At 60.3% G+C, this 17,550-nt stretch carries 17 protein-coding genes; 8 read left to right on the forward strand and 9 right to left on the reverse strand.

Annotation, left to right across the window (positions count from 1 at the left end; translation table 11 throughout):
- Positions 1–4 precede the first annotated feature (4 nt).
- The 4 genes from BN3544_RS09365 to BN3544_RS09380 form a co-directional block, all read right to left on the reverse strand.
- Entirely contained in the window at positions 5–784 is a 780-nt protein-coding gene (locus BN3544_RS09365) for an SDR family NAD(P)-dependent oxidoreductase (protein WP_019430318.1), read from the reverse strand.
- 154 nt (positions 785–938) lie between these two features.
- On the reverse strand, positions 939–2,189 hold the full coding sequence (locus BN3544_RS09370) for a thiolase family protein (protein WP_019430317.1): 1,251 nt from the start codon (positions 2,187–2,189) through the stop codon (positions 939–941).
- A 98-nt stretch (positions 2,190–2,287) separates the two neighbouring features.
- On the reverse strand, positions 2,288–4,141 hold the full coding sequence (locus BN3544_RS09375) for a feruloyl-CoA synthase (RefSeq protein WP_019430316.1): 1,854 nt from the start codon (positions 4,139–4,141) through the stop codon (positions 2,288–2,290).
- A gap of 22 nt (positions 4,142–4,163) precedes the next feature.
- Positions 4,164–4,973: a crotonase/enoyl-CoA hydratase family protein gene (locus BN3544_RS09380; protein WP_019430315.1), complete on the reverse strand. Its 810-nt coding sequence runs from the start codon at positions 4,971–4,973 to the stop codon at positions 4,164–4,166.
- A gap of 387 nt (positions 4,974–5,360) precedes the next feature.
- Here BN3544_RS09380 and BN3544_RS09385 point away from each other — a divergent pair, with 387 nt between their 5' ends.
- Entirely contained in the window at positions 5,361–6,233 is an 873-nt protein-coding gene (locus BN3544_RS09385; RefSeq protein ID WP_026036716.1) for an amidohydrolase family protein, read from the forward strand.
- A 7-nt stretch (positions 6,234–6,240) separates the two neighbouring features.
- Here the strand turns inward: BN3544_RS09385 and BN3544_RS09390 are convergent, their stop codons facing one another.
- The 3 genes from BN3544_RS09390 to BN3544_RS09400 are packed head-to-tail and all read right to left on the reverse strand — an operon-like array spanning position 6,241 to position 8,332.
- Positions 6,241–7,596 carry an MATE family efflux transporter gene (locus tag BN3544_RS09390; RefSeq protein WP_019430313.1) on the reverse strand — a complete coding sequence of 452 codons (1,356 nt, stop codon included), beginning with the start codon at positions 7,594–7,596 and terminating at the stop codon, positions 6,241–6,243.
- Positions 7,597–7,634: 38 nt separating this feature from the next.
- A complete protein-coding gene (locus tag BN3544_RS09395) occupies positions 7,635–7,985 on the reverse strand; it encodes a hypothetical protein (protein WP_019430312.1) in 351 nt (116 codons plus the stop codon).
- Between the two features lie 8 nt (positions 7,986–7,993).
- Positions 7,994–8,332: a zinc ribbon domain-containing protein YjdM gene (locus tag BN3544_RS09400; protein ID WP_019430311.1), complete on the reverse strand. Its 339-nt coding sequence runs from the start codon at positions 8,330–8,332 to the stop codon at positions 7,994–7,996.
- Positions 8,333–8,440: 108 nt separating this feature from the next.
- Between BN3544_RS09400 and BN3544_RS09405 the strand changes: the two genes are divergently transcribed.
- Positions 8,441–10,195, forward strand: coding sequence for an ABC transporter transmembrane domain-containing protein (locus BN3544_RS09405; protein WP_019430310.1), 1,755 nt, complete (start codon positions 8,441–8,443; stop codon positions 10,193–10,195).
- A 24-nt stretch (positions 10,196–10,219) separates the two neighbouring features.
- Here BN3544_RS09405 and chrA read toward each other — a convergent pair whose 3' ends face one another.
- Complete coding sequence (gene chrA, locus BN3544_RS09410; protein ID WP_019430309.1) at positions 10,220–11,542, reverse strand: chromate efflux transporter; 1,323 nt, start codon at positions 11,540–11,542, stop codon at positions 10,220–10,222.
- Positions 11,539–11,916, reverse strand: coding sequence for a hypothetical protein (locus BN3544_RS09415; protein ID WP_019430308.1), 378 nt, complete (start codon positions 11,914–11,916; stop codon positions 11,539–11,541). The genes chrA and BN3544_RS09415 overlap by 4 nt, the downstream gene beginning before the upstream one ends.
- 181 nt (positions 11,917–12,097) lie before the next feature.
- Between BN3544_RS09415 and BN3544_RS09420 the strand changes: the two genes are divergently transcribed.
- The 6 genes from BN3544_RS09420 to BN3544_RS09445 all read left to right on the forward strand — a co-directional run bounded on the left by BN3544_RS09420 (position 12,098) and on the right by BN3544_RS09445 (position 17,550).
- Complete coding sequence (locus BN3544_RS09420) at positions 12,098–12,889, forward strand: GntR family transcriptional regulator (protein ID WP_019430307.1); 792 nt, start codon at positions 12,098–12,100, stop codon at positions 12,887–12,889.
- A 35-nt stretch (positions 12,890–12,924) separates the two neighbouring features.
- On the forward strand, positions 12,925–14,091 hold the full coding sequence (locus BN3544_RS09425) for an ABC transporter substrate-binding protein (RefSeq protein ID WP_019430306.1): 1,167 nt from the start codon (positions 12,925–12,927) through the stop codon (positions 14,089–14,091).
- A 98-nt stretch (positions 14,092–14,189) separates the two neighbouring features.
- Positions 14,190–15,056, forward strand: a complete 867-nt coding sequence (locus BN3544_RS09430; protein ID WP_019430305.1) for a branched-chain amino acid ABC transporter permease — start codon at positions 14,190–14,192, stop codon at positions 15,054–15,056.
- Between the two features lies 1 nt (position 15,057).
- The gene (locus tag BN3544_RS09435; protein ID WP_026036715.1) at positions 15,058–16,038 is read left to right on the forward strand and encodes a branched-chain amino acid ABC transporter permease; all 981 of its coding nucleotides are present in this window, start codon (positions 15,058–15,060) and stop codon (positions 16,036–16,038) included.
- Positions 16,035–16,817: an ABC transporter ATP-binding protein gene (locus BN3544_RS09440; protein WP_026036714.1), complete on the forward strand. Its 783-nt coding sequence runs from the start codon at positions 16,035–16,037 to the stop codon at positions 16,815–16,817. The genes BN3544_RS09435 and BN3544_RS09440 overlap by 4 nt, the downstream gene beginning before the upstream one ends.
- Positions 16,810–17,550 carry an ABC transporter ATP-binding protein gene (locus BN3544_RS09445; protein ID WP_019430302.1) on the forward strand — a complete coding sequence of 247 codons (741 nt, stop codon included), beginning with the start codon at positions 16,810–16,812 and terminating at the stop codon, positions 17,548–17,550. The genes BN3544_RS09440 and BN3544_RS09445 overlap by 8 nt, the downstream gene beginning before the upstream one ends.

A 17,550-nucleotide genomic window follows, 5' to 3' on the forward strand; every position in this document is an offset into this window, starting at 1 on the left:
TCTTTCAACGGGGGGCCATGCGCAGAGCGCCGTCCAAGCGGATGACTTCTCCGTTCAGGTGGTCGTTGCTGACGATGTGGCAGGCCAGTTCGGCAAATTCGCTGGGCTTGCCCAAACGTGCGGGAAAGGGGATGCTGGCGGCCAGCGATTGCTGCACCGGCTCGGGCAAGCTTTTGAGCAAAGGGGTGGCAAACAAACCAGGGGCGATGGTGCACACGCGGATGCCGTGTTGTGCCAAGTCGCGGGCCATGGGCAAGGTCATACCCGCAACACCGGCCTTGGATGCGCTGTAGGCCTGCTGGCCCACTTGACCGTCGAAGGCGGCCACTGAGGCGGTGAAAACCATCACGCCACGGGCGCCATCGCTCTGGCCATCTTGCGCCAAGGGGGCGAGCTTGGCGCAGGCGGCGGCAAACAGGCGAGCGGCGTTGTAGGTGCCGATCAGGTTGACGTTGATGACTTTGGCGAAATCTTCGAGCGGGGCGGCGTTGCCGTCTTTGCCGACCACGCGCTTGGCGCTGCCGATGCCAGCGATCTGCATCAGAATGCGGGCCGGGCCATGCGCTGCCGCAGCCGTCTCGATGGCCTGCTGCATGCTGTCCGGGTCGCTCACGTTGCAAGGCACTGCAATGCCACCGATGTCTTGGGCCACGCGTTGCGCGTTGTCCATGTTGAGGTCGAGCACCGCGACCTTGGCCCCCAGACGGGCCAGTTCGCGCGCTGTGGCTTCGCCCAGGCCCGAGCCACCGCCGGTGACCAGAGCTGCTTGTCCTTGGATGTTCATGTTGGTTCCTTTAAGTTGGCGTCGTTCAGGTATTTGTCATGCCCGACTTGATCGGGCATCCAGGCTCAGCGAAGGCATGGATTCCCGCATTCGCGGGAATGACAAAAAATTGAGAATGACATGGGTATGGGAAGTCAAAGTCAATCGCATCCATTCAAACGCCTTCTGGGTTTTCGATCAAGAGCGCAATGCCTTGACCGCCACCTACGCAGGCGCTGGAAATGCCGTAGCGCAGCCCTGAGCGCTTGAGCTCACGAGCCAGCGTAATGGTCAAACGCACACCAGTTGCGGCCAGCGGATGGCCCAGCGCAATCGCCCCGCCGTTGACGTTGAGCTTGGACAAATCGAGGCCGAGCTCACGGCCCACAGCCAGGGTTTGTGCGCCTTGGGCCTCGTTGATTTCAAAGCGTCCGATGTCGGACAGCTTCAAGCCCGTGCGCTCGAGCAACAAACGGATGGCCGGCGCTGGACCGATGCCCATGATCTCGGGTGGCACACCCACCGCTGCCGCAGCGACCACGCGCGCCAAAGGCTTTTTGCCGTGGGCAGAGGCATACGCGCCGGATGTGACCACGCAAGCCGCAGCAGCGTCGACCAATGCCGCGCTGTTGCCACCGGTTTGTACGCCGCCTTCATAGACTGGCCTGAGCTTGGCCAGCACTTCCACAGGCGAAATGCGGGCGTGGGTGTCCGCGCTGATTTCGGTGACTTTGCCTTGCAGCTTGATGCCACGGGCCTTGTAGCATTCGAGCTCAAATTTTTCGGTGATCACCGGCACGATCTCGCCGGCAAGAAATCCGGCTTCTTGCGCAGCCACCGCTTTGGCGAACGAGTCGGATGCAAACTGGTCCACCTCTTCGCGGGTGATTTTGTATTTTTTGGCCAAGTTTTCGGCGGTCTGGATCATGTTGATGCCAGCGGCCGGGTCTTTCAGTGCTTCCCACATGTAGTCCTTGAAGCCCACGGGCGCACCCAGCTTGAAGCCGGTGCGGTGGTCAAAGGCGGCAATCGGATTGCGCGTCATGCTCTCGGTGCCGACCACCAGCGCGGCTTCACAGGCGCCTGCTTCGATCTGTTCGCCGGCTTGGCGGAACAACTCGAAGCCCGTGCCGCAAATGCGCTGGGTCATGATGGCGGGCACTTCTTGCGGCACACCTGCGTAAAGCCCGATGTGGCGTGGCAAAAAAAACTGGTCAAAGTCGCCAGGGGCCATGTTGCCGGTGATGACCGAACCGATCTCAGTGGCGGCGATGCCCGCGCGCTTTAGTGCCTCGCGAGCGGCTTTGATGCCCAGGTCGGTGGGTGAGATGTGGCCCAATGCGCCGCAGTAATCGACCATGGGTGTGCGCACGCCTTCGTGCATCCACACATCGGCAAACGCGTTGAAGAATCCTTTGGCTGTCATTATTTTTCCTGGGGTTTCTTCATGCCCGACTTGATCGGGCAACCATGTTCATCGAAGGCATGGATGCCCGTGTTCGCGGAGCATGACAAGTGAATGGTTTACGTTTGGGGCTTGACGATGCAGTGCAGCGTGTCGCCATGCAAGGCGGCCACGGTGTCGGCCCGGTGCGTCAGCACTGAGCGCTGGTTGATCGAGCCTTTGTCGGTGATTTCGCCTTTGTCGATGGTGGGCGGTTCAGACAGCAGACACAGGCGGGCGATGCGGTTGGCACTGCCAGTGCCGGATTTGGCCAATTCATTGACGATGACCTGAAATTTGGCCAGCACCGGGGCTGACGCCAGCACGTCTGCCATCGGCACCTCTGCGCCCAAGCCGCTCAACGCTCTGACGGCAGGCGTTGGGAAGATCATGGCGCCGACTTCCTTCATGTTGATGCCGGTGAGCACCGCGTCTTGAATGTAGGGCGCACCGGCGGCAATGATCTTGCCGCGCAGTGGGCCAACGCTGACAAAAGTGCCGGTGGCCAGCTTGAAGTCTTCGGCAATGCGGCCATCAAATTTCAGGCCCAGGTGCACATCGGTTTCGTCGATCCATTTGACCGCGTCGCCGGTTTTGAAGAAGCCCTCTTCGTCAAAAGCGCCTGCGGTTTCTTCGGCGTTGCGCCAGTAGCCGGGTGTGATGTTGGGGCCACGGTAGCGCACCTCGGTTTTGCCTTGCATGTCCACCAGCTTGAGTTCCAAACCGGGGGTGGGTACACCCAGATCACCTGCTTGAACAAAGGGGTTGGTCACAAAGATGCCAAAAGGGCCCGATTCGGTCATGCCCAAACCTGTGCCCATGACAATGCGCTCACCGATTTCGCGCTCTTGTGATTCGTACAGGCTGTCCCAGATCGGCTGCGCCAGGGCAGCACCGGCGTAGAAAAACATTTGCACCCGCGACAACAGCGTTTTGCGCAGGGCATCGTCGGTCTTCATGGCATTGGCAATGGCTTCAAAGCCCGTGGGCACGTTGAAGTACACCGTGGGAGCGATCTCGCGCAAATTACGCAGCGTTTCATTGATGAGCGCGGGCGTGGGCTTGCCGTCGTCAATGTACAAAGTGCCCCCGTGGTAAATCACCATGCCCACGTTGTGATTGCCGCCAAAGGTGTGGTTCCAAGGCAGCCAGTCGACCAGGACCAGCTCTTTCTCAGCCAGCACCGGCATGGACTGCGCCATTTGCTGTTGGTTGGCGCACCACAAGCGCTGGGTGTTGATGACGGCTTTGGGCAGCTTGGTCGAGCCGCTGGTGAACAAAAATTTGACGATGGTGTCGGGGCCAGTGGCCGCCATTGCGCTGTCAACGTCGTTTGTGGCAACGGTGGCGCACAGGCTCTCGAATGTTGTCACCTCGCGGCCTGCTACGCCGCCTTCGACCATCACCACTTCCATGTCATCGCTGACGGTGGCCGCAATGGCTTTGGCATAGCGGGCATCTGATGCGAACACCAGACCCGGTGTGACCGTGCGCAGCACATGCTTGAGCTTGTCGTAGTCCACGCTCACCAAAGAGTAGGGCGGCGAGGTGGGCACATAAGGCACGCCCGCCACCATGGCACCCAAGGCCAGCAGGGCGTGTTCCAGGCTGTTTTCGCTCAGGATGACGATGGGTCGTTCGGCATTCAGCCCTCGGTTGATCAGGCCTTGTGCAATGCGCCTGGCCGTGTCCCAGGCTTGGGCGTAGCTGATGTGTTTCCAGTCGCCCAGTGCGCCGTCGGCTTGCTTGATGCGCCGCGCCATGAAGGAGCGCTCGGGTTTGGTTTGTGCCCAGTGCTGCAGCCGGTCAGTCATGCGTTGTGCAAAGGGCTGCAAAGGCTGTTCTGCTGTCAGGTAATGCGTGCCAGGCACGCCGTCACGCAGATTGACGCGGGTGACGCCGAACTTCAGGGGGCGGAATTGGGGGGCGCTCATATTTGTCTCCTGCGACCGCTGTTCAGTCGGCTTTTTTAACTTTGGCGGCCTTGCCTTCTAAAAACGCACGCACGCGCGCTTTGGCTTCTGGTGCGGCTTGAGCGATCGACGAGATCAAGGCCTCGGTAAAAAAGCCATGGTCGGCGGGTTGCTCGGCAATGCGGGGCAGGGCGTGCATCAGGGCGAAATTGGTCAGCGGTGCATTGGTGGCGATGCGTGTGGCCAGTTCCAACGCTTTGGCCAGGCTGGTGCCAGCGGGCACCAGGTATTGCGACAAGCCCACGCGCTCACCGTCTTGCGCGTTGTAGACACGGCCCGTCAACATCATGTCGGTCATTCGTGCAGCGCCAATGAGCTTGGGAATGCGCACCGAGCCGCCACCGCCTACAAAAATGCCGCGCGTGCCTTCGGGCAATGCAAAGAAGGTGCTGTCATCGGCCACGCGAATGTGGCAAGCACTGGCCAGCTCAAGACCGCCACCCACCACAGCGCCGTGCAGGGCTGCGACCACAGGCACGCGGCCTTGCTCGACCGCGTTCAAAGCCACATGCCAGCTGCGCGAGTGGTGAATGCCTTCGCCCGCATCACGCTCTTTGAGCTCTGACAAATCGAGCCCGGCGCAAAAGTGATCGCCTTCACCGTGGATCACGGCAGCACCGGCTTCGGCGGGCAGATTTTGAAACACATCACGCAGCGCTTCAATCAGGCCGTCGTTCAAGGCGTTGCGCTTGGCGGGACGGCACAAACGCACCACGGCAACAGCACCTTGCATCTCCAAAGTGACGCCATGGGCTGCGGCGCGGTCGTAAATAGGTGTGTTCAAGTCAGTCATGTGCGTTGTATCCGGTCAGGGCTCGGGTGAATCCGAGTGTGCTTAAAAGGTTATTGTTAATAACGATTATTGTGCGTGTTTCGTGTGCTTTATGAGCTTGGTGGTTTCCCTAGGTTGGGCGCACTTCCTTTTTGCAATAGCCCACTTTGAAGTACCTCTCAGCAGCTTGCCCACGGTGCGCGCGTCTGCCTTTTCCTTGTCTCAAAGGCGGCTACTTTGGCGACCGTGCTGTCTATACTTGCCGTCGTTAGAACTTAATGCACACCCGGCGCGGATGGGTGATGAGTGGTGGGTGATGTGTCACACCCCAATGTGAACTTTTTGACCATGGCGACGGGCTTGTCCGCGGCCCACTGTTCCACCCTCTTGAAATTTTGGAGTGACCTTATGAAACACGAAGATCTGATCGCCATCGACATTCACACCCATGCTGAAGTGAGTTGCTGGAACCCCTTTGACAACTACGGTGAGGAATACGACCGCGCCGCCGATAAGTTTTTTGGCAGTAACCGCCGCCCCACCATTGACGAGACCGTGGCTTATTACCGTCAGCACAACATGGGGTTGGTCATGTTCACAGTGGACAGCGAATCTCAGTTGGGTCGCCGCCGCATACCGAACGAAGAGATCGCCAAGGCCGCACGCGAGAACAGCGACATGATGATTGCCTTTGCCAGCATTGACCCCCACAAAGGCAAGATGGGCGCACGCGAAGCCGAGCGCTTGATCAAGGAAGAAGGTATTCGGGGCTTCAAGTTTCACCCCACCGTGCAGGGCTACCACCCTTACGACAAGATGGCTTGGCCGATCTACGAAGTGATCAATGCGCACAAAATGCCAGCCATTTTTCACACGGGTCACAGTGGCATCGGGTCGGGTATGCGCTGCGGCGGCGGCCTGCGCCTGGCCTACAGCAACCCCATGCACCTGGACGATGTGGCGATTGACTTCCCCGACATGCAGATCGTCATGGCGCACCCCAGCTTTCCATGGCAGGACGAGGCGCTGAGTGTGGCGACACACAAGCCCAATGTCTGGATCGACCTGTCGGGCTGGAGTCCCAAATACTTTCCCAAGCAACTGATTCAGTACGCCAACACGCTCTTGAAAGACCGGATTTTGTTTGGCAGCGATTACCCACTCATCACCCCGGAGCGCTGGATCAAGGACTTTGAAGTAGCAGGTTTCAAACCCGAAGTGATGCCCGGCATCTTGAAGGGCAACGCCGTGCGTTTGCTGGGCTTGGACAAGGCAATTTGATGGCCACTTAGCGCGATACCCCCCATGGCGTGATCTTCACTGCAGCGGCTGTGACCACGCCATAAAGCACCATGGCCACGGCCACCAAGACGTAAAAATGGCCTGCAGTGGCCTGTTGTTGTGCCAGCCAGTAGCCTGCCCCGGCCACCAAAATCAGACGCACCGTGCCCGCCAGCACCGGCCCGATGACCTGTCCTGCGCCTTGCGATGCAAAGTAGAGCGTCAGGCCCAAGCCAAAAAATGCAAAGGCCGGACCGGTCGTTACCAGGTATTGACGCGCATAGCTCAATACGGCTTCGTCTTGTGTGAACAAGCGCGCCCAGGCATCAGGGGCCAGCGTGACCACTGCACCGATCAGCCCCAAGTTAAAAGTCGACACGGCTCCTGCCACCCAGGCGACGCGCCTTGCCCGTGCCACTTGGCCCGCACCGATGGCCATGCCCACCATGGGCACCGAAGCCACGCCAATGCCGAAGGCAATGGGGATCAACAAAAATTCCAGCCGCTGACCGATGCCGTAACCGGCCAGTGCTTCCGTGCCCTTTTGGGCCAGCAGACCCGTGAAAATCAAAATCGCCAACACCGATTGCACGGGCGACAGGCAGGCCACAGCGCCCACTCTGAGGATGTCGGCAAACATGCTTCCTTGCAGCTGCAAGCTGTCCAGTTTGAGCGTCAGACGGCCTTGGCCGCTGACCAGGTACCAGAGGAAATACACCACCCCCGCCGCAGTGGCGATGATGTGCCCAAGCGCCACACCCACCATGCCCATGGCTGGCACGGGGCCCGCACCCAACGCAAGCACCCCACCCAATGCGATTTGCAAAACCGCTGTGGCAACCAGTGCCACAGACGGCGCACGCATATTGCCCGTGCCCCGAACAATGGACGCCAGCGTGTTGATGAGCCAGACCAGCAAAGCGCCTGCAAACAAGACCTGGCCGTAGCGCACGGCTTCTGTGAGCACTTGGCCTTGGCCGCCCAGCAGGGCATAAAAAGACGGGCCCCAGATCAAAAAGATGGCGCTGTACAACGCGCCCGCGCCCAAACCAATCACCAAGGCATGCAGCAGCAAGGTGTGTGCTCGCGGCAAGTCCGATGCGCCCAAGGCGCGGCTGATGGCCGCCGACACACCACCGCCCATGGCTCCGGCCGACATCATTTGCGTGAGCATGGCAAACGGAAACACCAAGGCCATGGCCGCCAGTGGGGCGGTGCCCAGACGGCCTACGTAGTAGGTTTCTGCAATGCCCACCAGCACGGTCATGACCATGGCCATCACATTGGGCGCGGCCAAGCGCAGCAAGGTGGGCAAGATCGGGGCGGTCAGCAGGCGCTGCAGGTCATGGTGCGGAACAGTCATGCCCGCATCTTGGCAGCTTGCGATGCCAACGCGTTAGCTTAGGTGACAGACTTGATCGGCTCTTTGGGGATTGGCGACTGCAGTAACTGGGCCATCGGCCAGTTGAGCAACTCCGCGAGGCGACACACCACCCAGCGTGCTTCGGCGGGCGAGACCACGATGGGCTCGGCCAGCAGCCCCAGCTCGCATTGCTGCAGCACCAGCTCTTCAGTGATGCCCAGGGTGAATTGCATGGTGGCCGCTTTTTCGGTCAGCAGGTTGGCCAGGTCTTCACACAGCTCATAGCGTTCGACCATCTCGTGTTGGCCGATGCGCGGTTTGATTTTGCCGGGCAGCACATACAAGGCCGTGAAGCTCTGCGGCATGTCAATCTGGTTGTCTTCGCTCATGCCGATGGTCAGACTTTTTTCACAAACTCGGTTTTGAGTTGCATTGGGCCAAAGCCGTCAATCTTGCAATCAATGTCGTGGTCACCTTCGATCAGGCGGATGTTTTTGACCTTGGTGCCCACTTTCACGACCGAGGACGAGCCTTTGATCTTCAGGTCTTTGACCAAGGTCACGGTGTCGCCGTCTTGCAGCACATTGCCGTTGGCATCTTTCCAGATTTTGGCGGTTTCTGCAGCGGGCGCTTCAGCGGGGTTCCATTCATGGCCGCAACTGGGACAGATCAGCAGCTCGCCATCGGGGTAACTGAATTCGTCGTGGCATTGGGGGCAAGGGGGTAAATTGTTCATGGTGGTCTGGTCAGGCGAAACCCAGATTGTCCTCTGCAAACACCCTGAAATCAGGTGGACGTTTTTGCCGGTATGCTTGCAGCGACCACTTTTCGATGACTGCTGCCCATGTCCGCCTCTCCCAAATCGCTATCGGGCCTAGTCCCTTTTTTGAAGCCTTACCGTCTGGCCTTGGTTTTGGCCGCCTTGTTTTTGTTGCTGGCAGCAGGCACGACCCTGGCTTTCCCTTGGGTCTTGCGTCAGCTCATCGACCAAGGCCTGTCCACCGGGGCGTCGGTCGAACAGTTGTCGGGTAACTTTTTGCGGCTTTTTGCGGTAGCGGCGGCTTTGGCGGTGTTTTCTGCTGGGCGTTATTACACCGTGAGCTGGCTGGGCGAGCGCATCACGGGCGACCTGCGCAATGCGGTGTACAGCCACGTGCTCCGGCAAAGCCCTGCCTTTTTTGAAACCACGCAATCGGGCGAAGTGCTGTCACGCTTGACCAGCGACACCACCCTGGTGCAAACCGTGGTGGGCTCGTCTTTTTCAATGGGCTTGCGCAACCTGGTCATGGGCGCTGGGGCCTTGGGCATGTTGGTCTGGACCAACCCCATGCTCATGCTGCAGGTGGTCGCGGTGCTGGTGGCGGTTATTTTTCCCAGCGTGTACCTTGGCCGCCGGGTACGCCGTTTGTCGCGCGCCAGCCAAGACAGGGTGGCCGACTCGAGTGCCATCGCCTCCGAGGTGCTGAACGCCATCACCGTGGTGCAAAGCTACACCGCTGAGGGACGCGAAACCCGCCGCTTCATCGATTCAACCGCCCGCGCCTTGGGCACGGCGCTGGGCCGCATTCGTGCACGGGCGGTGCTGGTGGGCTTCATCATCATGGCCTCCAGCGCGGTCTTGCTGTGGGGTTTGTACATGGGCACGTTGGCTGTGCGGGCAGGTACCAGCACGGCGGGGCAGCTGGGCGAGACGGTTTTTTATGTCATCTTGCTGGCCAGCGCCTTTGCGGTGCTGGGTGAAGTTTATGGCGACATGCTGCGGGCCGCCGGCGCGACCGAACGCTTGATGGAATTGCTGCACACCGAGTCGAACCTGAAGATCGCCGCACAGCCGCAACAGCCCGCTTGGCCGCAGGGCGGATCGTCTTTGCAGTTGGAGTCGGTTCGGTTTCACTACCCCTCACGCCCAGACACGTGGGCGCTGGACCAGCTCAATGGGCAAGTTCACCCGGGTCAAACGGTGGCGGTGGTCGGCCCCAGTGGTGCGGGCAAAACCACCGTGTTCGATTTGTTGATGCGCTTTCACGACCCTCAGTTCGGCCGCATCGTGCTCGACGGCGTGCCGATTGACCAGATGGATCTGCACGATCTGCGCCAGCGCATGGCCATCGTGCCGCAGGAGCCGGTGATTTTTTCGGGCTCGGTGATCGAGAACATCCGATACGGCAGGCCCGATGCAAGCCTGGCAGAAGTGCAGGCCGCAGCCGAAGCAGCCTATGCGCAGGAGTTCATTCGCGATCTGCCCGAGGGCTTTGACACTTACCTGGGTGATCGGGGCGTGCGCTTGTCGGGCGGCCAGCGTCAGCGCATCGCGATTGCGCGGGCGATTCTCAAAAACCCACCGCTCTTGTTGCTGGACGAAGCCACCAGCGCGCTGGATGCGCAAAGCGAAAAAATGGTACAGGCCGCGTTGGACAAAGCCATGGTGGGCCGCACCACGCTGGTGATTGCACACCGCCTGGCCACGGTGCAACGCGCCGACGTGATCTGGGTGCTGGAGCGTGGTCGCCTGATGGAGCAGGGCACCCATGCCGAGTTGCAAGCCAAAGGCGGGCTGTACGCGAGCCTGGCGGCGCTGCAATTCAATGCCGCGAGTTGAGCGAATTTGTGCAAGCCGCAGGGCTTACAGCAAGGCAGACCTCAGTAAACCCAGCACGACACAGGCGGCCAGCACGCGCACCACGCCATAGCCTTTCTTGACCAAGGCCCATGTTGCCAGCAAGGTCAGCAACAGTGCACTCAAGTCGGGCAGCATGTGCCAGCCGCCAGGCAGCCAGGTCTGGCGCGCAAATACACCAGCCAGATGCACGATCACGCCGATCACGGCCGCCGTGATGCCTTGCAGTGGCCCGGTCAGCGAAGGCATGTGACGTGTCGATTCGACCAGCGGCCCGCCTGCCAGGATGAACACGAACGAAGGCAAAAACGTGAACCAGGTCACCACGCAAGCGGCCACAAAGCCGCCCAGCAGTGGATAGCCCAGCAAGGCTTGGCTGTGCCCACCCAAAAATCCCACGAATGCGACCACTATGATCAACGGTCCGGGTGTGGTCTCGCCCAGCGCCAGGCCGTCCATCATTTGCGCTGCCGTCAGCCAACCGTATTGCACCACCGCTGCCTGTGTCACAAAAGGCAGGACGGCGTAGGCGCCACCAAAAGTCAGCAACGCCGCTTGTGTAAAAAAGCCACCCATCTGCGTGAGGGTGTGGCCTGCGCCGAACAGCAGGGCAATCAGCCCCAGACTCAGTGCCCACAAACCCACACCCAGGGCCAGTGCGCGCCACAAACGGTGCGGACTGAAATGGGTGTGTGGCTGTTGGGGCGAGTGGTCATTCAGCCAAGCGGCGGTCTCTGCGGCAAAAGACGACACCTGCGCCGAAGGGGGTGTGCGCTGCTTTGAATGCGTGCGTGACATGTAATAACCCACGCCTGCCGATCCCAAAATGATCAGGGGGAATGGCAAACCCCACAACATGCCCAGCAGAGACAAACTGGCCAGAACCCAAAGCCAGCGGGCTTTCAGGGTGCGTTGGGCCATGCGGTGAGCGGCGTGCAGCACCAGCGCCGTCACGGCGGGCTTGAGGCCCCAAAGCAGTGCCTCAGCCCAGGGGTGGTTGCCCCAAGCGGTGTAGGCCCAGCTCAACACCACCAACAACAGCAAAGACGGCAGCACAAACAAGGCCCCCGCAGCGATACCGCCTCGGGTGCCGTGCATCAGCCAGCCGATGTAGGTGGCCAGTTGCTGCGCCTCGGGGCCGGGCAGCAGCATGCAGTAATGAAGTGCATGCAGGTAGCGCTTTTCCGATAGCCAGCGGCGGCGCACCACCAGCTCTTCGTGCATCAGGGCGATCTGTCCGGCGGGCCCGCCAAAACTGATGCAGCCCAGCCGGAACCAGAATGGAAGTGCCTGCTTGAAGCTGACGGGCGAAGGTGTGTGTGGCGTCATGACGCACCAAAATGGTCGCGAAAGGCCTGTGCAAAGCCGGGCGTGCCGCTCAGGCTCAAGCTCAGTTCGATGCGCTGGTCTGAGGCCGGGGGCGTGATGGTGATGTCCCGGGTGACCGGACTGAACGTAATGACCGCAGTCACTGGTGGCTGGCCGCTCGGGTGCAGCGTGGCTTGCAAGTCAAAGTCCCAGTTCGCGCCGTCTTCCAGCGAACCGGGACCTTGCACGTCAAAACAGAAGGCCCAGGCCAACACCTGCGACACCTCTTGCAGCAGCGTACGGTTGTGATGGGTTTGTGGCTGCGCCAAGGCGTCCCAGCAGACCACGCCATCGGCGTCTTCGCTGCAGTCAAAGTCCAGTAATCGCAAATCCATCAGGGCGCTCCTCGCATGAGGGCTTGATTGTCGCCGCCTTGAATCGCTACACGAGGCATCTTGATGAATACATAAACCAAGGTAAATGCTTAAAAATTGGGCAATAATTGAAAATTAAGGGATTTTCTGTATACAGGATTGGCCTTCTTGGTGGTTTAATCTCATTTTTACCAACTCGTCTATGTCTGTACTATCCGTTCGCATCCAAGAGTCTGAAGCTGCCGAAGAAGGCGGCTCGCAAGCCGTCAAGGCACAGCAACGACTGCGCGAATTGATTTTGGCGGGCGACTTGCCCGGTGGGAGCCGGATCGCCGAATTGGCCTTGGTGGAGCGATTGGGCATGTCGCGCACCCCCATCCGTGCGGCCTTGATGCGCTTGGGCCAAGAGGGCTTGCTTGAAGCCTTGAGCAGCGGCGGTTATGCGGTGCGTACCTTTTCGGAGCGCGAAGTGGCCGATGCGATCGAGTTGCGCGGGACGTTGGAAGGCTTGGCCGCTCGCTTGGCTGCAGAGCGCGGCGTGCGCCCGGCGGTGCTCAAGCTAGCCACCGAATGCCTCGACCAGATTGACCTGCTGCTGCGTCAAGGCACCCTGGACGACGACAGCTTTTCTGCTTATGTGCGTCTGAACGGTCAGTTTCACAAGTTGTTGTCCGGCATGGCCGACAGCGCGGTGCTGGCACGCGAGATCGAACGTGCATCGAGTTTGCCTTTCGCCTCCGCCTCGGGCTTTGTCGGGGTACAAGCCCACAATCCTGATGCCCGCGACATGCTGATGGTGGCGCAGCACCAGCACCGGCAAGTGCTGGATGCCATTGCGCAGCGCGAAGCCGGTCGCGCAGAAGCCTTGATGCGAGAGCACTCGCGCCTGGCCAGGCACAACCTGGGCCTGGCCATGCAAAACCCGCAGCAAGGGGGCATGCCGGGTGTGCAGCTCATTCGCACGCAAAAGAACACACCGCTTTCTCAACGCTGATTTTTTAATTCTGCTTTCAACAACTGGAGACCTGCATGCAAAAACGATTTTTCCTCCGTGCCATCGCCTGCGCCGCTGTCGCGGCCAGTGCCACGACTGCCATGGCGCAAGACAAGTTCAAGATCGGACTCATCTTGCCCATGACGGGCCCCTTTGCCTCGACCGGCAAGCAGATCGAAGCCGCAGCGCGCCTGTACATGGCGCAAAACGGCGACATGGTGGCGGGTAAAAAGGTGGAGCTGATCGTGAAAGACGACACCAGCGCCCCCGACGTGACCAAGCGCATTGCGCAAGAAATGGTCGTTAATGACAAAGTCAGCGTGTTGGCCGGTTTTGGGTTGACACCGTTGGCGTTTGCCACGGCACCGATCGCCACCCAATCCCAAACCCCTTTGGTGGTGATGGCAGCAGCGACTTCGAGCATCACGCAAGCCTCGCCGTTCATCGTGCGCACCAGCTTTACTTTGCCCCAAGCCGCCGTGGCGATTGCCGATTGGGCACCCAACAATGGCATCAAGAAAGTCGTGACTCTGGTGGCCGATTACGGCCCAGGCATCGATGCAGAAAAGTACTTCAAGGACCGCCTGATCTTCAATGGCGGCCAGGTGCTCGACACCCTGCGCGTGCCCATGCGCAACCCCGACTTTGCCCCTTTCCTGCAAAAAGTACGTGATTTGAAGCCCGATGCGGTCTATGTGTTCGTGCCCTCGGGCGCAGGTGCCGCGCTGATGAAGCAATTTGCCGAGCGCGGCATGGACAAAGCGGGCATCAAGCTGATCGGCACCGGTGACATCACCGATGACGATATTTTGAACAGCATGGGCGATGTGGCCAATGGCGTGGTCACTTCGCACCACTACTCGGCATCGCACAACTCGCCCTTGAACAAGAAGTTTGTGGCTGCTTTCGAGAAAGCCAACAACGGCCTGCGTCCCAACTTCATGGCCGTGGGCGGTTACGACGGCATGCGCGTGATTTATGAAGCGGCCAAAGCCACCAAAGGTGCGGGCGGCCAGGCCTTGCTTGACGCGATGAAAGGCCAAGTGTTTGAAAGCCCCCGTGGCCCGATGTTCATCGACGCGCAAACCCGCGACGTGGTGCACAACATCTACATCCGCAAGGTGGAAAAGGTCGGCGGCCAGCTTTACAACCAAGAGTTTGCGACCATCAAGGACGTGAAAGATCCGGGCAAGGCCCGCTGATCTGGCAGATGAAGTCATGCCCGATGCGATCGGGCATCCATCTCTTGCAGGCTCGCGCTGCGTGTGCGTAGCGCGAGCCGCAACCAACTTCAAAACACATGTTGACCATTCTTTTCGACGGCATTGCCTACGGCATGCTGCTTTTCATCCTGGCGGTCGGCCTGTCTGTGACCATGGGCTTGATGAACTTCATCAACCTGGCGCACGGGGCTTTTGCCATGGCGGGTGGGTATTTGACGGTGGTGCTGATGCAACGCTGGGATGTGCCCTTTTTGTGGTGTTTGCCCCTGGCATTTGCGGGCGCTGCCTTGTTGGGCGCGGTGCTCGAGCGCACGCTTTACCGCCGCATGTACCGCAAGCCACACCTGGACCAAGTGTTGTTTTCGATTGGTTTGGCCTTCATGTCGGTGGCCAGCATGGATTACTTCATGGGCTCGCAGCAACAGATCATGCAGCTGCCCGAATGGCTGCGCGGTCGCACCGAGCTGTGGGATGGCGCTTTGGGCATGGGCCACTACCGGTTGTTCATCATCGCCGTGTGCGCGGCGCTCACGGTGGGCCTGCAATTCATTCTGGCCAAGACCCGTTTTGGCAGTCGCTTGCGTGCCAGCGTGGACGATGCCCGTGTGGCCTCAGGGCTGGGCATTCGGGTGAACCTGGTGTTTGCCGCCACCTTTGCCGTGGGCTCTGGCCTGGCTGGTTTGGGCGGGGCTTTGGGCGCCGAAGTGCTGGGACTGGACCCCACCTTTCCGCTCAAGTTCATGGTGTACTTTTTGATCGTGGTGGCCGTGGGCGGCACCTCGTCGATCACTGGGCCGCTGTGGGCGGCGCTGTTGCTGGGCGTTGCCGATGTGGCGGGCAAGTACTACATGCCCAAACTCGGTTCGTTCATCGTTTACTTGCTCATGATCGCAATCCTGATCTGGCGTCCGCAAGGGCTGTTTGTGCGCAAAGGAGGCCGCTGAAATGGAGGCTCGTCAACAACTTTTATCCAGCGCCCGCATTCGGGGCTGGGAGCCATTGGTCTGGCTGGTGGCTTTTGTCTTGCCTTTCGCATTGCCCGGTCATGCCCTGATCGTCAACGAGGTGGCCATCGTTGCTTTGTTTGCGGTGTCGCTTGACCTCGTGCTGGGCTATACCGGCATCGTGTCGCTGGGCCATGCGGCGTTTCTGGGTTTTGGCGCTTATGCTGCGGCCCTGTTTGCCAAGCATGTGATGCCCGACCCTTTGGCCGGACTGATTTTTGGCACTTTTTGTGCCACGCTGCTGGGCGCGGTCTGCTCGTTCACCATTTTGCGCGGCACCGATCTGACGCGGCTCATGGTCACGCTGGGCATGGCTCTGATCTTGATGGAGCTGGCCAACAAGCTCGATTGGCTCACGGGCGGCTCGGACGGTTTGCAAGGTGTGGTGATGGGCCCGGTGCTGGGTCGTTTCGAGTTTGACCTGTATGGCCAAACCGCAGCTTGGTACTCGCTGACCGTCTTGCTGGCGCTTTTTGTGCTGGCGCGGCGCTTTGTGCATTCGCCCTGGGGCGCCACGTTGATGGCGGTGCGCGACAACCCGTTGCGGGCCATGGCCATTGGCATCCCGGTGCACAACCGTCTGGCTGTGGTCTATACCGTGGCGGCGGCTTTGGCTGGCGCAGCGGGTGCTTTGATGGCGCAGACCACTGGTTTTGCTTCGCTCGATGTGTTTGCGCTGGAGCGCTCGGCCGACGTGATGCTGATGCTGGTCATCGGCGGCGTGGGCTGGCTGTACGGCGGGGTGGTGGGTGCGGTGGTGTTCAAGCTCATGCACGACGTGATTTCTGGCATCACGCCGCAATACTGGACCTTCTGGATTGGCCTGTTTTTGGTGGTGCTGGTCATGGTCGGGCGTGAACGCCTGATCCGCCCATGGCTGTGGTTTGGCCGTGCGGCTGACCAGAAAGGCGGTGCGCAATGAATTCATCAGTTGTTAACCCACCCATCGTGTTGAAGGCCCAAGGTCTGGTCAAGCAGTTTGGGGGCATCACGGCCACGGACAAGGTGGATCTGTCCTTGCGTCTGGGCGCACGCCATGCGCTGATCGGCCCGAACGGGGCGGGCAAGACCACGCTCATCAACTTGTTTACTGGCGTTTTGCCGCCCACTTCGGGCCGCATTGAGTTGCTGGGCGAAGACATTAGCCAGTTGGCCCCTTACCAGCGCGTGCGCCGAGGCCTGGTGCGCACCTTTCAGATCAACCAGTTGTTTGCCAGCATGACGCCTTTGGAAACGCTGGCCATGGTGGTCTCGCAGCAGCGCGGCCTGGGCGGGCGCTGGTGGCAGGTCTTGGGCCAAGACACGGCGGTGGTTGAGCGCTGCGAAGCGCTGCTCGAATTGTTTCGCCTGACCGAAGTCATGCACCAGCGCACCGAGTTTTTGGCTTATGGCAAGCGCCGTTTGCTGGAGATGGCGATCGCGCTGGCCTGTGAGCCCAAGGTCTTGTTGCTCGATGAACCGGTGGCGGGCGTGCCCGCAGGCGAGCGCGAAGAGCTGCTGCAGACCGTGGCGGCCTTGCCTGCCGAGGTGTCGGTTTTGTTGATCGAACACGACATGGATCTGGTGTTTGAATTTGCCGACCGCATCACGGTGCTGGTCAATGGCGCTGTGTTGACCGAAGGCACACCCGAAGCGATTGCGGCCGATCCGCAAGTCAAAGCGGTGTACCTGGGGCATGGCGAGGAGGTGGCCCATGGCTGAATTGTTGAAAGTTGAAAACCTGCGTGCAGGTTATGGCGAAGCGGTGGTGTTAAACGACATCAGCCTGTCGCTGGGTGAGGGTGAAACCCTGGCCTTGCTGGGCCGCAACGGCACAGGCAAAACCACCCTGATGGACACGCTGGCCGGGGCCACGCGCCAACATGGCGGGCAGATTTTTTTGGGTGGCCAGCCGCTGCACACACTGCCTTCGCACGAGCGTGCTGCGGCGGGCATTGGTTGGGTACCGCAAGAGCGCAATATTTTTAAATCGCTCACCGTGCACGAGAACCTGACGGCGGTGCAGCGGCCTGGGCGCAAAGGGCCAGGTGGTCGCGAGAGCCGACCCTGGACACCCGAGCGCGTGTACGAGATGTTCCCGCGCCTGGCCGAGCGCAAGACCAACTTGGGCACGCAACTGTCGGGTGGCGAGCAACAAATGCTGGCCGTGGGCCGTGCGCTGGTACTCAACCCGCGTTTGCTGCTGCTCGATGAGCCGTTGGAAGGGCTGGCCCCGATCATCGTGGAAGAGCTGCTGCGTGCGATTGCCCGCATCACCCGTGAAGAGGGCTTGTCGGCCATCATCGTGGAGCAGCACCCGCAAGCGATTTTGCGCATCAGCCACCGCGCTGTGGTGCTGGACCACGGCAACGTGGTGCACGCCAGCGCTGCTGACACCTTGCAGCAAGACCCCGAATTGCTGGACCGCTTGCTGGGCGTGGCCCGCAAGCTTTGA

Origin of the sequence: Limnohabitans sp. Rim47 (assembly GCF_001517545.1) — a bacterium.
Classification (GTDB): domain Bacteria; phylum Pseudomonadota; class Gammaproteobacteria; order Burkholderiales; family Burkholderiaceae_C; genus Limnohabitans_A.

What these genes read in the sequence shown, in the direction of transcription:
- BN3544_RS09365 (WP_019430318.1), bottom strand. Translation starts at nt 784, where the DNA reads ATGAACATCCAAGGACAAGCAGCTCTGGTCACCGGCGGTGGCTCGGGC.
- BN3544_RS09370 (WP_019430317.1), bottom strand. Translation starts at nt 2,189, where the DNA reads ATGACAGCCAAAGGATTCTTCAACGCGTTTGCCGATGTGTGGATGCAC.
- BN3544_RS09375 (WP_019430316.1), bottom strand. Translation starts at nt 4,141, where the DNA reads ATGAGCGCCCCCCAATTCCGCCCCCTGAAGTTCGGCGTCACCCGCGTC.
- BN3544_RS09380 (WP_019430315.1), bottom strand. Translation starts at nt 4,973, where the DNA reads ATGACTGACTTGAACACACCTATTTACGACCGCGCCGCAGCCCATGGC.
- BN3544_RS09385 (WP_026036716.1), top strand. Translation starts at nt 5,361, where the DNA reads ATGAAACACGAAGATCTGATCGCCATCGACATTCACACCCATGCTGAA.
- BN3544_RS09390 (WP_019430313.1), bottom strand. Translation starts at nt 7,596, where the DNA reads ATGACTGTTCCGCACCATGACCTGCAGCGCCTGCTGACCGCCCCGATC.
- BN3544_RS09395 (WP_019430312.1), bottom strand. Translation starts at nt 7,985, where the DNA reads ATGAGCGAAGACAACCAGATTGACATGCCGCAGAGCTTCACGGCCTTG.
- BN3544_RS09400 (WP_019430311.1), bottom strand. Translation starts at nt 8,332, where the DNA reads ATGAACAATTTACCCCCTTGCCCCCAATGCCACGACGAATTCAGTTAC.
- BN3544_RS09405 (WP_019430310.1), top strand. Translation starts at nt 8,441, where the DNA reads ATGTCCGCCTCTCCCAAATCGCTATCGGGCCTAGTCCCTTTTTTGAAG.
- chrA (WP_019430309.1), bottom strand. Translation starts at nt 11,542, where the DNA reads ATGACGCCACACACACCTTCGCCCGTCAGCTTCAAGCAGGCACTTCCA.
- BN3544_RS09415 (WP_019430308.1), bottom strand. Translation starts at nt 11,916, where the DNA reads ATGGATTTGCGATTACTGGACTTTGACTGCAGCGAAGACGCCGATGGC.
- BN3544_RS09420 (WP_019430307.1), top strand. Translation starts at nt 12,098, where the DNA reads ATGTCTGTACTATCCGTTCGCATCCAAGAGTCTGAAGCTGCCGAAGAA.
- BN3544_RS09425 (WP_019430306.1), top strand. Translation starts at nt 12,925, where the DNA reads ATGCAAAAACGATTTTTCCTCCGTGCCATCGCCTGCGCCGCTGTCGCG.
- BN3544_RS09430 (WP_019430305.1), top strand. Translation starts at nt 14,190, where the DNA reads ATGTTGACCATTCTTTTCGACGGCATTGCCTACGGCATGCTGCTTTTC.
- BN3544_RS09435 (WP_026036715.1), top strand. Translation starts at nt 15,058, where the DNA reads ATGGAGGCTCGTCAACAACTTTTATCCAGCGCCCGCATTCGGGGCTGG.
- BN3544_RS09440 (WP_026036714.1), top strand. Translation starts at nt 16,035, where the DNA reads ATGAATTCATCAGTTGTTAACCCACCCATCGTGTTGAAGGCCCAAGGT.
- BN3544_RS09445 (WP_019430302.1), top strand. Translation starts at nt 16,810, where the DNA reads ATGGCTGAATTGTTGAAAGTTGAAAACCTGCGTGCAGGTTATGGCGAA.